This window comes from Arthrobacter sp. Leaf337 (assembly GCF_001423745.1).
In the GTDB taxonomy this organism is placed as follows: Bacteria; Actinomycetota; Actinomycetes; order Actinomycetales; family Micrococcaceae; genus Arthrobacter.
In genome coordinates this window covers 151,799-169,321 of record NZ_LMPC01000004.1, presented here as the reverse complement: position 1 = coordinate 169,321, position 17,523 = coordinate 151,799, and the positions used below count along the sequence as shown (strand labels likewise).

15 protein-coding genes and 3 tRNA genes are annotated in these 17,523 nt (G+C 66.0%); 14 read left to right on the top strand and 4 right to left on the bottom strand.

Features of this window, described 5'->3' with window-relative positions; all coding sequences use genetic code 11:
* Positions 1-174 precede the first annotated feature (174 nt).
* From ASF98_RS05560 to ASF98_RS05530, 7 genes are all read left to right on the top strand, one after another.
* Complete coding sequence (locus tag ASF98_RS05560; protein ID WP_055798612.1) at positions 175-1,548, top strand: FAD-binding oxidoreductase; 1,374 nt, start codon at positions 175-177, stop codon at positions 1,546-1,548.
* Between the two features lie 26 nt (positions 1,549-1,574).
* Entirely contained in the window at positions 1,575-3,083 is a 1,509-nt protein-coding gene (locus ASF98_RS05555) for a YibE/F family protein (protein ID WP_055798609.1), read from the top strand.
* A 97-nt stretch (positions 3,084-3,180) separates the two neighbouring features.
* Complete coding sequence (gene dusB / locus ASF98_RS05550) at positions 3,181-4,362, top strand: tRNA dihydrouridine synthase DusB (protein ID WP_055798606.1); 1,182 nt, start codon at positions 3,181-3,183, stop codon at positions 4,360-4,362.
* Positions 4,355-5,644, top strand: a complete 1,290-nt coding sequence (locus ASF98_RS05545) for a deoxyguanosinetriphosphate triphosphohydrolase (RefSeq protein ID WP_055798603.1) — start codon at positions 4,355-4,357, stop codon at positions 5,642-5,644. The genes dusB and ASF98_RS05545 overlap by 8 nt, the downstream gene beginning before the upstream one ends.
* Positions 5,645-5,660: 16 nt before the next feature.
* Positions 5,661-7,610, top strand: a complete 1,950-nt coding sequence (gene dnaG / locus ASF98_RS05540) for a DNA primase (protein ID WP_055798600.1) — start codon at positions 5,661-5,663, stop codon at positions 7,608-7,610.
* Positions 7,611-7,678: 68 nt separating this feature from the next.
* Positions 7,679-7,751 (top strand) — tRNA-Asn (locus tag ASF98_RS05535).
* Positions 7,752-7,877: 126 nt separating this feature from the next.
* Positions 7,878-7,950, top strand: a tRNA-Asn gene (locus ASF98_RS05530).
* Between the two features lie 69 nt (positions 7,951-8,019).
* On the opposite strand, the gene ASF98_RS05525 is transcribed toward ASF98_RS05530, so the two are convergent.
* The 3 genes from ASF98_RS05525 to ASF98_RS05515 form a co-directional block, all read right to left on the bottom strand.
* Positions 8,020-8,433: a hypothetical protein gene (locus tag ASF98_RS05525; protein ID WP_028272120.1), complete on the bottom strand. Its 414-nt coding sequence runs from the start codon at positions 8,431-8,433 to the stop codon at positions 8,020-8,022.
* 89 nt (positions 8,434-8,522) lie between these two features.
* Positions 8,523-8,702 (bottom strand): hypothetical protein, encoded by a 180-nt coding sequence (locus ASF98_RS05520; RefSeq protein WP_028272121.1) that lies wholly within the window; start codon positions 8,700-8,702, stop codon positions 8,523-8,525.
* A gap of 67 nt (positions 8,703-8,769) precedes the next feature.
* Positions 8,770-9,993, bottom strand: coding sequence for a multidrug effflux MFS transporter (locus ASF98_RS05515; RefSeq protein WP_200939310.1), 1,224 nt, complete (start codon positions 9,991-9,993; stop codon positions 8,770-8,772).
* 184 nt (positions 9,994-10,177) lie between these two features.
* Between ASF98_RS05515 and ASF98_RS05510 the strand changes: the two genes are divergently transcribed.
* The 6 genes from ASF98_RS05510 (at position 10,178) to ASF98_RS05485 (ending at position 15,555) form a co-directional block, all read left to right on the top strand.
* Positions 10,178-11,035, top strand: coding sequence for a phage holin family protein (locus tag ASF98_RS05510; protein WP_055798595.1), 858 nt, complete (start codon positions 10,178-10,180; stop codon positions 11,033-11,035).
* Positions 11,036-11,086: 51 nt separating this feature from the next.
* A complete protein-coding gene (locus ASF98_RS05505; RefSeq protein ID WP_055798593.1) occupies positions 11,087-11,710 on the top strand; it encodes a CDP-alcohol phosphatidyltransferase family protein in 624 nt (207 codons plus the stop codon).
* On the top strand, positions 11,710-12,615 hold the full coding sequence (locus ASF98_RS05500; RefSeq protein ID WP_055798590.1) for a DMT family transporter: 906 nt from the start codon (positions 11,710-11,712) through the stop codon (positions 12,613-12,615). Before ASF98_RS05505 ends, ASF98_RS05500 begins: the two co-directional genes overlap by 1 nt.
* A 108-nt stretch (positions 12,616-12,723) precedes the next feature.
* Positions 12,724-13,920, top strand: coding sequence for a glycosyltransferase (locus tag ASF98_RS05495; RefSeq protein WP_055798587.1), 1,197 nt, complete (start codon positions 12,724-12,726; stop codon positions 13,918-13,920).
* Positions 13,921-14,058: 138 nt separating this feature from the next.
* Positions 14,059-14,132, top strand: a tRNA-Ile gene (locus tag ASF98_RS05490).
* Between the two features lie 232 nt (positions 14,133-14,364).
* Positions 14,365-15,555, top strand: coding sequence for an acyl-CoA dehydrogenase family protein (locus tag ASF98_RS05485; protein ID WP_055798585.1), 1,191 nt, complete (start codon positions 14,365-14,367; stop codon positions 15,553-15,555).
* A 53-nt stretch (positions 15,556-15,608) separates the two neighbouring features.
* Here the strand turns inward: ASF98_RS05485 and ASF98_RS05480 are convergent, their stop codons facing one another.
* Positions 15,609-16,151, bottom strand: coding sequence for a M23 family metallopeptidase (locus tag ASF98_RS05480; protein ID WP_055798582.1), 543 nt, complete (start codon positions 16,149-16,151; stop codon positions 15,609-15,611).
* Positions 16,152-16,600: 449 nt separating this feature from the next.
* Between ASF98_RS05480 and rpsB the strand changes: the two genes are divergently transcribed.
* Positions 16,601-17,494 (top strand): 30S ribosomal protein S2, encoded by an 894-nt coding sequence (gene rpsB, locus ASF98_RS05475; protein WP_055798579.1) that lies wholly within the window; start codon positions 16,601-16,603, stop codon positions 17,492-17,494.
* Positions 17,495-17,523: the final 29 nt, after the last annotated feature.

Genomic DNA, 17,523 nt, shown 5'->3' with positions numbered 1-17,523 from the left:
GGATCACAATGGGCATTCGGAGCCGCCGGGCCAGAAGATTGTGCGTGCTCCTAAAATCCCTTGACGGCGCCCGCTCAGAGGAGTAGGCCGGACGCGTAAGCTCCGGTCGTTAGCCCGATGGGAGGCGAAGTGGGCGGCCGGATCCGAGGTCGAAGAGGATCGGCGGTACTGGAAATGAACGCAACATCGTTCGATGCCCTGCGGGAACAGGTTCGCGGGCAAGTGATCACAGCGGATGATGCGGACTACGACGCTGCCCGCGCCGTCCACAACGGAATGATTGACAAGCGGCCCGCTGCCGTCGTGCGGGTGTCCCAGGTGGCGGACGTCATCGCTGCCGTCAACCATGCCAGGGACAACGGCATGCCCGTCGCCATCCGGGGCGGCGGCCACAGCGGGCCCGGGTTTGGCACGGCGGACGATGCAGTGGTCGTCGACTTTTCCGCCACCCGGGGGGTCCGGGTTGATCCGGCCGGCAAAACGGCCAGGACCGAGGCCGGCGCAACGTGGGCCGACTTCAACCACGCCACGCATGCCTTCGGGCTGGCGACCACCGGCGGCATCGTCGGTTCGACCGGTGTTTCGGGGCTGACCCTCGGCGGAGGCATTGGCTACCTTGACCGGAAATACGGCCTCAGCTGCGACAACCTCCTCTCTGCCGACGTCGTCACCGCGGACGGAAAGTTCCTCACCGCCAGCGAAACCGAGAACGAAGATCTTTTCTGGGCGCTGCGCGGCGGCGGCGGGAACTTCGGCGTCGTGACGTCGCTCGAATTCCGCCTGCATCCCGTGGATATGGTCCACGCCGGCATCATCATCTACCCGCTGGAGCACGCCGAAACCGTCGCGAAGTTCTACCGCGAGAACGTGGCTGCAGCCCCGCGGGAGTTCGGTGCCTTCCTCGCGTTCCACCAGGGGCCGCCGGTTCCGTTCCTTCCCGAGGAGTGGCATGGCAAGCCCGTCTGCATTGTCGTGGGTATGTGGACCGGGGATCCGGCCGAAGGACCGGCCCGCTGGCAGCCGTTCCTCGACGCCGCGCCGGTGGCGGGGTCCATGGTGGGGCCGATGCCCTACCCGGCCCTGAATTCGGCCTTCGACGGGATGTATCCCAAGGGGCTGCTCGCCTACTGGAAGGCGGCCTTCCTGACGGAACTCAACGACGGCGCCATCAACGCCCACTTGGAGTACGGGAAGCGGGTGCCCAGCATACAGACCGCAGTGCACATCTACCCGATCGACGGCGCCGTACACGATGTGGGAATTGCGGACACGGCCTTCCCCAACCGGAATGCCAGGTTCTCCCCGGTAATTGCGTGCCACTGGGCGGATCCCGCGGAAAGCGCGGCGAACATCGCCTGGGTGCGGGACTTCGCGGCGGCGCTTCAGCCCTACTCTGAGACTGCGGGCTACATCAATTTCATGGACGGCGATGACACGTCCCGGGTCGCGGAAAACTACGGACCCAATTACGGCCGCTTGCAGGAAATTAAGGGCAAGTACGATCCCGGGAACCTGTTCCGTGTCAACCAGAACATCCAGCCCCAGTAAAGTGCAGGCATGAGGTTTTACTGCTGATGGGTGCCGGACACTCCCACGGTCACACAGATCATTCGGAGCCAACACCCGGGGCTCTGGCTGCCCGTAAACGGGCCAACTGGCTTCTCGCGGCGGTCTTGATTCCGCTGACGCTCCTGACCCTGGCGGCCATGGTCATGATGTGGCCGTCCGGGAACAAGGAGGACCTGAAGCTGGCCAGCCCGTACGCGGCAGCCCCGGGCGTGACGTTCGACACCGGCAAGATCCAGCGGGTGGTGGTGGAAAGCTGCATCCAAGGAAGCGCCGGCCAAAACGCCACCGCGCAGCCAGGCACGGGCCAGGATGCCGCCCAGCAGGGGAGCGAGTGCACCTTCGCCTTTACCGAGCCGGACAAGGGCGGCAACCCGGTCAAGGTGGTGATCAACCCGGACGTGGTGAAGTCCCACGGCGTCAAGGTGGGTGACGACATCCGGTACCTGAACCTGTCCAACGCGCAGGGCGCATCCGCCGGCCAGGGCGGCGCGCCCGCCTATATCTTCGTGGACTTCGTTCGCACCCTGCCGATCATCCTGCTGGCCGTCCTCTACGCGGTGGTGGTGATCGCCGTGGCGCGCTGGCGCGGTCTGCGGGCGCTGATCGGCCTCGTGGGAGCCTACGGGGTGCTGGTGACGTTCATGCTGCCCGGGCTGGTGGAAGGGAAGCCACCCCTGCTGCTGGCCCTGGTGGGTTCCACTGTGATCATGATCGGCGTTCTCTACTTCGCCCACGGCTTCTCGGCCCGCACCTCCACGGCGTTGCTGGGCACCATGTTCGGCCTGGGCATCACGGCGCTCCTGGCTGCCTGGGCCACGGACGCGGCAAACCTGGCGGGCGTGGGCAGCCATGACGCCGCCACGCTCGCGAACATCTCGGACAACATCTCCATTTCCGGCATCATCCTGTGCGGTCTGATCATTTCCGGACTTGGCGTGCTGAACGACGTCACCATCACCCAGTCTTCCGCGGTCTGGGAACTGTATGAACTCGCGCCGGAGACAAGCGCCCGCCAGCTCTTCTCCGCAGCCATGCGGATCGGCCGCGACCACATCGCGTCCACTGTCTACACCATTGCGTTCGCCTACGCTGGCGCCGCGCTGCCCATCCTGATCATCGTGATGCTGTACGACCGTCCGCTCGGCGAGGCGCTGACCAGCGCGGAACTGTCCGAGGAAGTCATCCGGACGCTCGTCGGTTCCGTAGGGCTGGTGCTGGCCATCCCCGTCACCACGCTGATCGCGGTGCTCGTGGTCAAGGCCACCGGGATCAGGCAGGCCGCCGTCCCGGAAACGGGCGGCAACGGCTCCGGCACCACCGTTTCCGGCAGCATCCCTTCCCGCCGTGCATCCGTAACGCCCGACGACGTCGGGGACACCGGCGCGCTCGCGGCGGCAGCGGAGTTCTCCCGCGGCGGCCGGACGCGCGCAGCCGGCACCCCTGCCTCCCGTGAACCCGCGCGGGAACCCGTGCCCGGCAGCCGGCGTGCACGGCGGGCCGCGGAAGGGGAGTAGCAGGGGACAGGCCCGCGGTTGAACCCCTTTTCCGGCCGCCGGCTCGCCGACTTAACCGGCTGGAGGCCGATTTGCCCGGCTTTGAGACAATGAACGGGTGACTGTTGTAGCAACGCCTCCCGCCCCCAAGCTGGAACTCCCGCCCCTGAAGCTGGGCCCCATCACGGTGGACACCCCTGTGATCCTGGCTCCCATGGCGGGCATCACCAACTCCGCGTTTCGTCGCTTGTGCCGTGAGTACGGCGGCGGCATGTATGTGGCGGAGATGGTTACTTCGCGTGCCCTCGTGGAGCGCACCCCTGAATCCCTGCGGATCATCTCCCATGACCCCGACGAAAAAGTGCGGTCCGTCCAGCTCTACGGCGTGGACCCCGTAACGGTCGGCCAGGCTGTCCGGATGCTCGTCGAGGAGGACCGTGCGGACCACATCGACCTCAACTTCGGCTGCCCCGTGCCCAAGGTGACCCGGCGCGGCGGCGGCTCAGCCCTGCCATGGAAGATCGACCTCTTTACCTCCATCGTGCAGACCGCGGTGAAGGAGGCCTCCAAGGGCGGCGTCCCGCTGACCATCAAGATGCGCAAGGGCATCGACGAGGATCACCTGACGTACCTTGACGCCGGCCGGATTGCACGCGATTCCGGCGTCGCCGCCGTCGCGCTCCACGGCCGCACCGCGTCCCAGTTCTACTCCGGCCAGGCCGACTGGTCCGCCATCGCCCGGCTGCGCGAAGCGCTGCCGGACATTCCGGTGCTGGGCAACGGTGATATCTGGTCCGCTGAGGACGCGGTCCGCATGGTCCGCGAGACCGGCGTGGACGGCGTGGTGGTGGGCCGCGGCTGCCAGGGACGCCCGTGGCTGTTCGGCGACCTGCAAGCCGCGTTCGAAGGCAGCGACAAACGCCACAAGCCCAACCTGCGGCAAGTGGCCGAAGGTGTGTACCGCCATGCGGAGCTTATGGTCGAAACCTTCGGCAACGATGAAGGCAAGGCACTCCGCGAGATCCGCAAGCACATGGCCTGGTACTTCAAGGGTTATGTCGTGGGCGGCGAACTGCGGACGCGGCTGGCCCTAGTGACCAGCCTGCAGGTCCTGCGCGAAACGCTGGCCGAGCTGGACCAGGACTCTCCGTACCCCGGCGTCGATGCGGAGGGGCCGCGCGGACGTGCCGGTTCCCCGAAGAAGCCCGCGCTGCCGAAGGACTGGCTGGTCAGCCGGCAGATGGATGCCGACCAGACGCGCGACATCGCTGCTGCGGAACTGGACGTCTCAGGTGGCTGAAACCCGGACCACCGCGCCCGTGCTGCCAGGCTACGAGGCCCACGACTCCGCCCGCTGGGTGGAGGAACCGCCCAAAACCACCTACCGCTCCGACTTCGAACGGGACCGGGCACGGGTCCTGCACTCGTCCGCGCTGCGCCGGCTCGGCGCCAAGACACAGGTGGTTGCCCCGGACACTGACGACTTCGTCCGGACCCGGTTGACGCACAGCCTGGAAGTAGCCCAGGTGGGCCGCGAACTGGGCCGGACACTGGGCTGCGACCCGGACGTCGTGGACACCGCCTGCCTCAGCCACGACCTCGGCCACCCGCCCTTCGGGCACAACGGTGAATCCGCCCTGAACGAGATGGCGCACGGCATCGGCGGCTTTGAGGGCAACGCCCAGACCCTCCGGCTGCTGACCCGGCTGGAGCCCAAAGTCCTGGCCGCGGACGGAACCCCGGCCGGTCTGAACCTGACACGCGCCAGCCTGGACGCCGCCGCGAAGTACCCGTGGTCGGCGCTGAACGCCCCGGTGATCCACGGCCAGCGGACCAGCAAGTTCGGCGCCTACGAGGACGACCTTCCCATCTTCGACTGGATCCGCCAGGGCGCGCCGGAGCGCCGGTCATGCCTCGAGGCGCAGGTGATGGACCTCGCCGACGACATTTCCTACTCGGTCCACGACGTGGAGGACGCCATCGTCGCGGGCCACTTCCAGCTTCGCTGGATGGACAACCCGGACCACCGCGCCCGCGTGGTGGGATACGCCAAGCAGTGGTACCTGCCGCACAACGATCCCGCTGCCATCGACGCCGCCCTGGCCCGGCTCGAGGCCACCGACGTGTGGGTGCGCGAAGCCGACGGCAGCCGCAAGGCGATGGCCGCGCTGAAGAACATGACCAGCCAGCTGATCGGCAGGTTCTGCCAGAGCGCCCTGGAGACCACGCGGGCCGTCTACGGGCCCGAGGACCTCACCCGGTACAACGCCGAGCTGATGGTGCCGGACGAAACCGTGATGGAAATCGCAGTCATGAAGGGCCTGGCCACCACCTTCGTGATGACCACCGAGCACCGCCAGCCCATTTACGAACGCCAGCGCGAGGTCCTGCATGCCCTGGTGACGGCGCTGAACGCCACCGGAGACCGCCACCTGGAGCCGATGTTCGCTGCTGACTGGAGGGACGCGCCCGACGACGGCGCCCGCCTTCGCGTCGTCATCGACCAGGTCGCCTCGCTCACCGACGGTTCCGCGCTGGCCATGTACGAGCGGTTGGTGGGCAGCCTGCCGTCGCTTTGGTAAGGACTAGGATGGCTCTGTGGCCGGGCTGATTAAACGCGAAGATATTGACGAAGTACGCCAGCGCACGGACATCAAGGAAGTCGTCGACGGCTACGTGACGCTCAAGGGCGCCGGGCTGGGATCGTTCAAGGGCCTGTGCCCCTTCCACGACGAACGCTCGCCGTCGTTCACTGTCCGCCCCCAGGTGGGCAGGTACCACTGCTTCGGCTGCGGAGAAGACGGCGACGTCATCGCCTTCGTCCAGAAACTGGACCACACCTCGTTCCATGAGGCCGTGGAAAAGCTGGCCGCCCGGATCGGCTTCGAACTGCGCTACGAAGATGGCGGCACGGGCCCCAACCGCGAGGAAGTGGGCAAGCGACAGCGCCTCCTGGACGCCCACAAAGTGGCTGACGAGTTCTTCCGCGCCCAGCTGCTGACCCCCGGGGCCGCAGAAGGCCGCAACTTCCTCCACGGCCGTGGCTTCGACCGCGCCGCCTCCGAACAGTTCGGCGTGGGCTACGCCCCGCAAGGCTGGGACGCGCTGCTCAAGCACCTCCGCGGCCGCGGCTATACCGATGCCGAGCTGAAACTCACGGGCATGTTCTCGGAAGGCAACCGGGGGATCTACGACCGCTTCCGCGGCCGCCTGATCTGGCCCATCCGCGACATCGCCGGTGACACCATCGGCTTCGGCGCCCGGAAGCTCTACGAGGACGACCAGGGCCCGAAGTACCTCAACACACCGGAAACCACGCTCTACAAGAAATCCCAGGTGCTCTACGGCATCGACCTCGCCAAGCGGAACATCGCCAAGGATCGGCAGCTGGTGGTGGTGGAGGGCTACACCGACGTCATGGCCTGCCACCTGTCCGGAATTACGACGGCGGTGGCCACCTGCGGCACCGCGTTCGGCGCCGACCACATCAAGATCGCCCGGCGGTTGCTGTCCGACGACGGCACCGGGGGAGAGGTCATCTTCACGTTCGACGGCGACGCCGCCGGCCAGAAGGCTGCCCTCCGCGCCTTCGAGGAGGACCAGAGATTCGTCGCGCAGACCTACGTCGCGGTGGAACCCACCGGCGCGGACCCGTGCGACCTGCGGCAGGCCCGGGGTGACTCAGCGGTGCGTGACCTGATCAGCAGCCGCCGTCCGCTGTTCGAATTCGCCATCAGGGCCACGCTGAAGCGGCACAACCTGGACACGGTGGAAGGCCGCATTGCCGCTCTCCGGGAGTCCGCCCCGGTGGTGGCCCAGATCCGGGACGCGGGCATCCGCCCCGGCTACGCCCGCGAGCTGTCAGGCTGGCTCGGCATGCCCGTGGAAGAAGTCAGCCGCGCAGTGGCCGTTGCCGCCAAGCGTGCCGCTCAGGGCGAAGCGCCAGCCGGCAACAGCGGGGGACCGCAGCGTGCCGGAACCGGGCCGTCCGGCGGGCAGCACGGACGCCCCGCGCAAGGCACGGCGCCGGGCATTGCCGAGCTGCCGGCGTCGGGCGTGGTGCCGTCCTTCAACAGGCCGGACCCCCGGGACCCCGTGGCATCCATGGAGCGGCAAGCGCTGGAAGTGGCGCTTCAGGAGCCCTCCATGCTTGCTGGCGGGACCTGGGACCGGTTCAGTGCGGCGGGGTTCAAGACGCCCGCCTACCAGGCCGTCCACGACGCCATGCGCGCCTCCGGGCCGGGGCTGACCGGCGATCCGGTGCGTTGGGTGGAGCAGGTGATGAACGAGGTGCCGGAGCCACTCCGTCCGCTGGTCTCCGAGCTTGCGGTGGTGCCGCTGCCGGCGAGCAACGCCGAAGGCGTGCTCAGGTACTGCCGTGACATCCTGGCCCGGCTGTTCGAACTGCAGATCACGCGGGTCAAGGCGGACAAGATGGGGCAGCTGCAGAGGCTGGATGCCTCGGCCCATCCGGAGGAGTTCCAGCGGCTGAACCGGGAACTGATGATGCTGGAAATGGAGCGCCGTTCGCTGCGTTCCGATGCCTAGCTGACGCTCGACTCCGTTTCCCGATTTCACTTCCTGACGGGGGCTTGCTAGGCTAGTACCCGCTTCATTCCTCCTTAGCTCAATTGGCAGAGCATTCGACTGTTAATCGAAGGGTTGCTGGTTCAAGTCCAGCAGGAGGAGCGCGCAGTCCCCGTTCCGGGTAACCGGGGCGGGGACTTTTTTATACCCTGGAGGGGTATTTGGCGGCGCCGTGGGAGCCGATTTCACATTGGGGCAAAACCTTTGCTAATGTCATACCTGCTTCATTCCTCCTTAGCTCAATTGGCAGAGCATTCGACTGTTAATCGAAGGGTTGCTGGTTCAAGTCCAGCAGGAGGAGCGGACAGGCCCCGTGGCCGGCGAACAGCCGGGTACGGGGCCTTTTTGTGCCAGTAGGTCAGCCGGAAAGTCAGACGAAGTCCATCTCCACCTGCAGGAAGCGCTCCGCTTCTGCGATGGCGGCCCGGAACGCCTCGTCCTCGGTGGGTGACTTCCGCGGCTCGCGCGGGTGCCATTCGTGCGGCGCTGAATGCACCCTGGTGAATCCGCTGTTCGGCGGGGCGTAGAAGATGCCAAACCGCTGCACAGGCCATTCTGGGGACGTCTCAGGGGCCACCAGGAGCGCGGCGTTGAACGCCGGGTTGAACCACTGGGCGATGGGGCGGCGCCGGTCCTCAGTGAAGAGCCCGGCGGCGTACAGCGCTGCCGACTGCGGGCTTGTCTGCGAGCACAGCCTTTCCCACCACAGGGGCAGGATGCCGGCGTCGTCGCAGCGCTGCCACGTGGCCGGAAGGGGCGGATGATGCTTCTGCCAATCGGGCACAGAACAACTTTATCGCGTGGGCATTTGCCGGAACAGGGCCACTAAGCCCGTGCCCTGCCTCTGGAAGCGATTGCCTGTTGGGGCGTTCGTCAGGGCCGGTTCCAGGGGCCGGGGTTGACCCGGAAGAGCAGCGCGGAGCCAGCGATCGCCCCCAGGATGATGCCCATTGCCGGGTTCCCCATCGCCCGCCCGGCGAAGTAACCGGCGACGCCGCCAATCACCGCGCCGAGGAACAATCCCCTGCGGTTACGGTGCGGTCTCTTGGCCATGGGTCCAGCCTATCGGGATGGGTTCGGGGCCCTGTTGGACGAGTGGTGCCCAGTGGATGGAGCGAGCTCAGTGGATCGAAGGCACGGTGCGCGGGCGCACCACCAGCCACAGGGCAGCTGCTGCCAGCAGGATGCTCGAGGCCTGGACTCCGCCCATGACTGTCGCCGAGATGTCGCCGAACCAGCCCACCACGGGGGACACGATGCCGGCCATCATGAAGGTTGCCGCTCCCAGCAGGGACGCCGCGGTTCCGGCCTGGGCCCCGTGCTTGGAGAGTGCCAGGACCTGGACGCAGGGGAACGTGAAGCCGGTGCCGAGGATGTAGAACCAGAGCGGCACCATCACGCCCCAGAGCCCGAAGCCGAGCTGGTCGAAAATAACGATCAGCACGGCCATGACGAACATCCAGGCGGTGGAACAGGCCAGGATCCATTGCGGCGGGACGCGCCGGATCACCCGGGAGCTGGTCTGCACCCCGGCCACGATGCCCAGCGAATTGATGCCGAAGAGCAGGCCGTACTGTTGCGGCGTGAACCCGTACACATCCTGGAACAGGAACGGCGACGCGGACAGGTAGGCGAAGAGGCCGGCGAAGTTCATGCCGCCCAGCAGCAGCAGGCCCACGAAGATCCGGTCCGAAAAGAGCAGCTTATAGCGCTGGCCCGCCGTCAGGCCCGACCTGCCCCGGAGTTCGCGGGGGAGCGTTTCGCGCACCAGGAGGATGGCGGCAATGATCACCAGCGTGCCGTAGCCGGCCAGGAAGTAGAAGATGCCCGGCCAGGGCATGATCAGCAGCAGCTGGGAGCCAATCACGGGCGCCAGGATCGGAGCCAGGCCGTTGACCAGCGCCATCCGGGAAAACATCCGCACCATGGCGTACCCGGTGAAGAGGTCCCGCACCATGGCCATGGCCACCACGCCGCCGCCGGCTGCGCCGATGCCCATCAGCACTCGGAAGAGGCCCAGCGTGGCAAGGTCCGTGGACAGCGCCGCGCCGAGCGAGGCGGTGATGTGCAGCGCGGTGGCAAGGATGAGCGGGAGCCTCCGGCCGAACTTGTCGCTCAGCGGCCCCACCACCAGCTGTCCCAGGGCGAAGCCGATGGTTGTACCGGTCAGCGTGAGCTGGACTTCCGCCTCGGACACCCCAAGGCTCGCCTCCAGTGCCGGAAATGCAGGCAGGTAGAGGTCGATCGTGAAAGGGCCCAGTGCCGTAAGGGCGCCGAGGAGGAGGATGTACAGAAGTTTCCGCTTGCGGCTCAGGGAGTCGCCCGGATTGGCAGGAATGCTCACAGGGACCAATCCTATGGCCCTTGGATCATACTTTTACAGCGTTGGAGGGCGCGCCACGGGTTATTACCCGAAGGAGGTGCCGAAGCTGAATGATAGTTTTGACAACGGGGAGTGTGTGAAGCCGCGCAGGCCCCCGGAATCCACCGGAATCCGAATCAAAGATGGAACCAGTTAGGCGGGATCGATGAGCGGACGACACAGCGGCCGGGCAACAGGCGGACTGAGTATTGCGGCGCTGCCCAAAACTCTGAGGCTAGTTGCCAAGCTGGCACCACGCCAGCTCAACGACGAAATCGCCCTCGCGAAGATCGAGATCAAGCGCAAGGGCATCCAGGTCGGGGTGGCTGCAGCGTTCTTCGCCGTCGCGCTGGTGTTCCTCGCCTTCCTCGTCACCGGTCTCATCGTTGCCGCCATCATGGGGCTCGCCACCATCATGCCCGCCTGGCTGGCAGCCCTCCTGGTGTGCGCCGTGTTCCTGGTCATCGCCCTCATCGGCGGCCTGATCGGCATGCGTAAATTCAAGAAGGCCATGCCGCTGGTGCCCGAGGACACGATCCGCGGACTCAAACACGATCTCGGCATCGTCAAGGAAGGCTCGGAGTTCAACCCGGCCGTACTTGATCCGAGCTCCGAAGAGGCCAAGGCTGCCAAGGCCGCCAAGGAAGCGAAGGCAGCCAAGGAGAAGGCGGAGAAAGAAGCCAAGGAAGCGGCAAAGCCGGACCTTGGTCCCGCCCCCACGGAAGCTGAACTGAAGAGCCGCCTGGACAAGCGCCGCCGGCACCTCACGGGCGTCCGCGACGAGCTCGGCGAGGAGCTTGACGTCAAGACGCAGGCCCAGCTCCTGCTGGGTGCCGCCGAAGCTCAGCTGAAGGCCGGCAAGGAACGCGCGGGCCACCAGGCTGAATCCCTCAGCCGCTCTGCCTCCAGCCTCCTGAACCGCGCCGGCGAGAGCCCGGTTGGAACCCGATGGAAGCCGCTGGCCGCCCTGGTCGCGTCGGCCGCCGTCCTCGTCGTCCTCCTCCGCAAGCTCCTCAAGGGCTAGGACTTACCGGCACTACCCAGGTAGCCGTAGCGGAAGGGAAGGAGGTGGGGGATGAAGTTCATTAACGCAGGTGCGCGTCCGGGCCAGCGGCACGTAGACAGTGACGCCGTCTTCACCATCCCCAACATCCTGACGGTCGTCCGCTTCATGGGTGTGCCCCTCTTCATCTGGCTGGTCCTGGGGCAAAAGGAGTATGCCCTCGCCACGATCGTGCTGGTGGTCATGGGCAGCACGGACTGGGTGGACGGGTACATCGCCCGCCGCTTCAACCAGACGTCCAGGCTGGGCCGGATCATGGATCCGATCGCCGACCGTATGGCGCTCATTGCCGTGGCCGTCACCCTGGTGATCGCCGGCGTCGTTGAATGGTGGTACCTGACTGCCCTGGTGGTTCCGGACGCCATCCTGATGGCCGTGTCGCTGTACTACTTCCACAGCCACCCCGACCTCCCGGTCAGCCGGATCGGAAAGATCCGCACAGCGCTCCTCCTCGTGGGCACCCCGTTGCTGGTGCTTGCCAGGCTTCCCATCCCGCTGACGGAGGTCTACTTCGTGGCGGCATGGATCTTCCTCGGCCTGGGACTGCTCGGCCACTGGGTGGCCGGTTACAACTATTTCCGGGCCATCATCTGTAAGGGCCGGCTCAAGCTCTCGAACGACGGCGGACGCGGCTGATGGTGTGGCTCGCCGTCTTCCTGGCGGTGCTGGGCGCGTTTTGCCTGGCCATCGGCGCGCAGCGCCAGGGCAGCGCCGTCAAGGCGGACACCGGCGGCCTTGCGCTCAGCTCGCACGGCCTCCTGCGGCTGATCCGCAATCCGCGGTGGGTGTTCGGTCTGTTGCTGCTGTGCGCAGGCATGGCGATGAACGCCGTCGCCCTCGTGTCGGCGCCGCTGACGGTGGTGCAGCCAATCGGGGCCATCGCCCTGGTGATCACCACTATCGTCAATGCCAAAGACCAGGGTCTGAGCATCAACCGGGCCACCGTGGTGGCCATCTCGGCGTGCGTCACCGGCTCGGCCATCTTCGTCCTGCTGGCGGTGAACGTGACCCAGGAAAACCATCATGTAAGTTTCGACGACGAACTCACCATTGTGCTTCTGCTCACCCTTGCGGTGGGCCTCTTCGGCACGCTGGCGCTGGTGTTCAAGCACCGGATGAGCGCCTTCATCTACATCCTCGGGGCCGGAGTGCTATTCGGTTTCGTGGCGGTGCTGACCCGCATCATCGGCAAGCACCTGCTCGACCCGAACGGGCTGGCCCTGCTCAACGTGCAGTGGTATTCGGTGGTGGCGATCGCCGCAGCGGGCGGGCTGGGTTCATGGTTTGTCCAGTCGGCGTACTCCGGCGGGCCGCCGGATCTTGTCATCGCCGGGCTGACCGTCATCGACCCCATTGTCGGGATCGCCATCGGCATTGCCATCCTCGGAGAACTCCGCCCCGATGTCCACGTCGTGCTGGCGATTGCCATGGGGGCGGCCGCTTCGCTTGCTATCGTGGGGGTAATCGCCCTCTCGCGGCACCATCCCGAAGTGACCAAGCGCAAGAAGGACGCGCGCAAGGCCGCAGGGCGGGTGTCATAGGGCGGGTAATACCCAGACTTCACCAGAAGTCCCGGCGCTACTGCGCCGAGGGCCAGCCGGCCGCCACAGCCACCGCTGACCGCACCGTGACCACCAGGAGCTCTCCACGTGACCATGCCCGACAGCCAGCAACCACTCACCATCCTGATTGCTGCGGACACCTACCCGCCCCACGTCAACGGAGCCGCACAATTCGGATACCGCCTGGCCAAGGGCATGACGGCACGGGGACACGACGTCCACGTGCTCGCGTGCCGGCCGGACAAGGGCAAGAGCTTCACCGAGTTCCGCGCGGAGGGTACCGTGCACCGGATCCGCTCGCACTCAGTGCCGACGCACGAGTACTTCCGCATCACCTTTCCCTGGGAGATCAAGAAGGAGATCAGCCTCCTGTTTGACCGCGTCAAGCCGGACGTCGTGCACATCCAGAGCCACTACATGATCGGCGAGCACGTGCTCTACGAAGCCGAGCGGCGCGGAGTTCGGATCGTGGCCACCAACCACTTCATGCCGGAGAACCTGAACCCCTTCCTGCCGTTTCCGCAGTGGTTCAAAGACATCGTGGGACGCATCTCCTGGAAGGACATGGGCAAGGTCATGGGCCGGGCCGACGTCGTCACCACGCCGACGCCGCTGGCCGCCAAGGCCATGCACCAGCACGCCTTCCTGCGCAAGGTCCTGCCGCTCTCCAACGGCATAGACTCGGCCGCTTATGAACTCCGGGAGGGCGAGGTGATGGAGCGCCACCCGCACCCCACCGTGCTGTTCGCGGGCCGCCTTGCGGAGGAGAAGCACGTCAACGTCCTGATCGATGCCGTGGCGAAGACTCCGGCTGAGTTGAACGTCCACCTGGAGATCGTCGGCGGAGGCGAGGTCCGCGCCGCCCTGGAAGCCCAGGTGGCACGGCTCGGACTGGAATCGCGGGTGAAGTTCCTGGGCCTGGCCAGCGACGCCGAACTGCGCGAGGCCTACATCAAGGCAGACCTGTTCTGCATGCCGGGAACAGCCGAGCTCCAGTCCCTGGTCACGCTGGAGGCCATGTCCGCATCAACACCGGTGCTGTTGGCGGACGCCATGGCGCTGCCGCACCTGGTGCGAGACGGTGAGAACGGCTACCTGTTCACGCCAAACGACAGCGACGACCTCGCCGCCAAGATCACCAGGGTGCTGGAGCTCCCTGCCGAGGATCTTGCGGCAATGGGCAAGGCCAGCCGCTGCATGGTGGAGCCGCACAGCATCCAGGGAACCCTTCAGACGTTTGAGGACCTCTACCGCGGCGCCACCTACGACGACAAAGTGGTGTAGTCCCCGGATGAGTCATCCCCGGTGCGCCGCCGGTCGCCGGAGTGCAGGTGCGCAAATCAGGCCGCTACTATTGCTAGAGTGTTTTTTGCCCCGGAACTGCGGAGGCTCCCTGCGGAGCCGCCAGTCCGCGGGGCGCACGGGGCTATAGCTCAGCTGGTTAGAGCGCGGGACTCATAATCCTAAGGTCCTCGGTTCAAGTCCGAGTAGCCCTACGAAAAGGTCCAGCCGCCGGCACTGCCGGAGCAGGGACTCTGTGCCGACAGCACCAGTACCGCGGAGCCGTGGACGATGTTCAGACATCGTCCACGGCTCTTTTTGTTTGGCGTCCTGACCCGGCAGCGCTTGCCCGGCACCTCGGCCTGCGGTATGTTACTCGTGAGTAACTTAATCGCCGGCGCGACGTCCGTGCCTGTGGTCGCTGCTGATCACCCGTGAAGGAACAACATGTCCAAAGCTGCAATCGACATCAACAACCTGCCGTACGCCGACGGCGACTTCTTCGCGTTCGAGCAGTTGCTCGGCGGCAAGGAGCAGGACCGGCTGGCCGAAGTCCGGGAGTTCCTGGCCCGCGAGGTCAAGCCGATCGCCGTTGACTGCTGGAACCGGGCCGAGTTCCCGATGGACCTGATCCCCAAGCTGGCCGAGATCGACCTCGTCAGCCCCGTCCGGCGCCAGGGCTACTCCAACCTCTTCGCGGGTATCCTTCACGCAGAGGCCACGCGCGCGGACACCTCCATCGCCACCTTCCTGGGTGTGCACGACGGTCTCTTCACCGGCTCCATCGAGACCCTCGCTTCGCAGGAACAGCAGGAAGCCTGGCTGCCGGACATCTACTCGCTGAAGAAGATCGGAGCCTTCGGCCTGACCGAACCGCTGGGCGGTTCCGATGTTGCCGGCGGCACGCGCACCACCGCGCGCCGCGAGGGCGACAGCTGGATCCTCAACGGCGCCAAGCGCTGGATCGGCAATGCCACGTTCTCTGACTGGGTGGTCATCTACGCCCGCGACCTCGCGGACAACCAGGTCAAGGGCTTCCTCGTCGACACCAAGACCGAGGGCTACAGCGCCACCAAGATTGAAAACAAGATCTCGCTGCGCACCGTCCAGAACGCCGACATCACGCTCGAAAACGTCGTCGTGCCGGACTTCTTCAAGCTTGCCAACGCCAACAGCTTCCGCGACACCAACAAGGTGCTGAAGGTGACCCGCCTCGCCGTGGCCTGGCAGGCGGTCGGCCAGCAGCTCGCGGCCTTCGACGTCGCCCGGCGATACGCCGTTGAACGCAGCCAGTTCGGCCGACCGATCGCATCCTTCCAACTGGTCCAGAACCAGCTCGTGCAGATCCTTGGCAACGCCGTCAGTTCCATGGGCATGATGGTCCGCCTCTCCCAGCTTGAAGACGCCGGCGAGGCGAGGGATGAGCAGTCGGCCTTGGCCAAAGCCTTCACCACGGCGCGGATGCGCGAAAGCGTGGCCATCGGCCGCAGCCTCCTCGGCGGCAACGGCATTGTCACGGACTTCGAGATGGCCAAGATCTTCTCCGACGCCGAAGCGATCTACTCCTACGAGGGCACGCATGAGATCAACACGCTGGTGACGGGGCGTGCCATCACGGGGATTTCCGCAATCGTGTAGCCGGCGCTGGTGGCCGATCGCGCGGCCGCCCGCCGCTGGTCCGTAGCGGCCCTTCATCCTGAGCCCCGTCCACCAACGGGAAGCAGGATGGAGGGCCGCAGGTCTGTCACCAGGGAGAGTGGATTGATGTACTCCTCACCCCGCCGCACGCCCCAGTGAATGCACGGCAGCGACGCACAGTGTCCCTGCACCACCGTCCCGACGACGTCCCCTTTCGACACCGCGGCGCCGGTCGCCAGGCTGCTTTCGACGGGCTCGAAACTGCTGCGCAGGCCGTTGCCGTGATCGATGGTGATCACGGGCCTGTCCACTACGATGCCCACGAAGCTGACGGTTCCGGACTCCGGAGCGGTGACCGGGCCGCCGTCGGCCGCTGCCTGCAGGTCCACCCCGCGGTGCCCGCTCATCCACGGCTTGTCCGGGGGGTCGAACGCGCGGAGGACCGCCGGCCTGGGCGCCAGGGGCCAGTCCCAGCTGCCGGGGGCGGCGGCTGCGGCAGATGAGGCGGCTGCGCCAGGTGTGCCCGCCGCGCCGGCGGAGGGCGCGATGGCGGAAACGGCGAGCAGGACGGCGGCCGGGATGGCTCGGAATTTCATGACTCCAGCCTGTTATCCCGACACTGCGGCAGGAAGGGGTTTCCGTCGCTATGTGGACAACGCGGCGCCCCCGGAAATGGTCTGATTCAGTGGGGCCGCTGTAGTACACTTGACGGAGCAGTTTGCTGTGCCCTCAACGATGCCCGGCCGGCGGTTCAAGCCACCTATTGGTCGCTTGGTCCTTCCGGCAGTTCTAGTCAGCACGTCTCATTCAGAGGTGTGGGGGAGCAGCGGCTGACTACGCGTATCCAGCCCTCCTCACAAGAAGCCGAAAACTTCCCGTGCGAAGGACTGTGCCTCCTGCGGTCCGTGCCATATGGAACGGATGGGAAGCGCAGTGGATGCCAGGAGCAGCGCCCGCCTGGGCGAAGCTATTCAACCGTCAACTATTGGCAGGGTAAGAGAGCCATGGGCTCTCTCATGAATGACCTGCCGGAAGGAGCGTCGGCATGCCCGTCGTAACTATGCGCCAGCTGCTTGACAGCGGCGTCCACTTTGGACACCAGACCCGTCGTTGGAACCCGAAGATGAAGCGATTCATCTTCACGGAGCGCAACGGCATCTACATCATTGACCTGCAGCAGTCACTGTCCTACATCGACCGTGCCTACGAGTTCGTGAAGGCCACCGTTGCACACGGCGGCACCGTTCTCTTCGTCGGCACCAAGAAGCAGGCTCAGGAATCCATCGCCGAGCAGGCTACCCGCGTTGGCCAGCCGTACGTCAACCAGCGTTGGCTTGGCGGTATGCTGACCAACTTCCAGACGGTATCCAAGCGCATCCAGCGCATGAAGGAACTCGAAGAGATCGACTTCGACGACGTCGCCGGTTCCGCTTACACCAAGAAGGAACTGCTGCTCCTTCGCCGTGAACTCACCAAGCTGGAAACCAACCTTGGCGGTATCCGCAACCTGACCAAGGCACCGTCCGTGCTCTGGATCGTGGACACCAAGAAGGAACACCTCGCCGTTGACGAGGCCAAGAAGCTGAACATCCCGGTTGTTGCCATCCTGGACACCAACTGCGATCCGGACGAAGTCGACTTCCCGATCCCGGGCAACGACGACGCCATCCGCTCCGTCAACCTGCTGACCCGCGTTGTTGCCGACGCCGTTGCTGAGGGCCTGATCGCCCGCAACCAGCGTGCAACCGGCACCACGGAAGCACCGGAAGAGCCGCTGGCCGAGTGGGAGCGCGAGCTCCTCGAAGGCAGCAAGGCTGAAGAGGCTGCCGCTCCGGCCGCCGCAGAAGCTGCTGCTCCGGCGGCCGCAGAAGCTGCTGCTCCGGCTGCCGAGGAAGCCCCGGCCGCTGCCGAGGCTCCCGCCGCAGACGCGGACAAGTAAGACAAATAAATCCGGATTCCCGGTGCTGC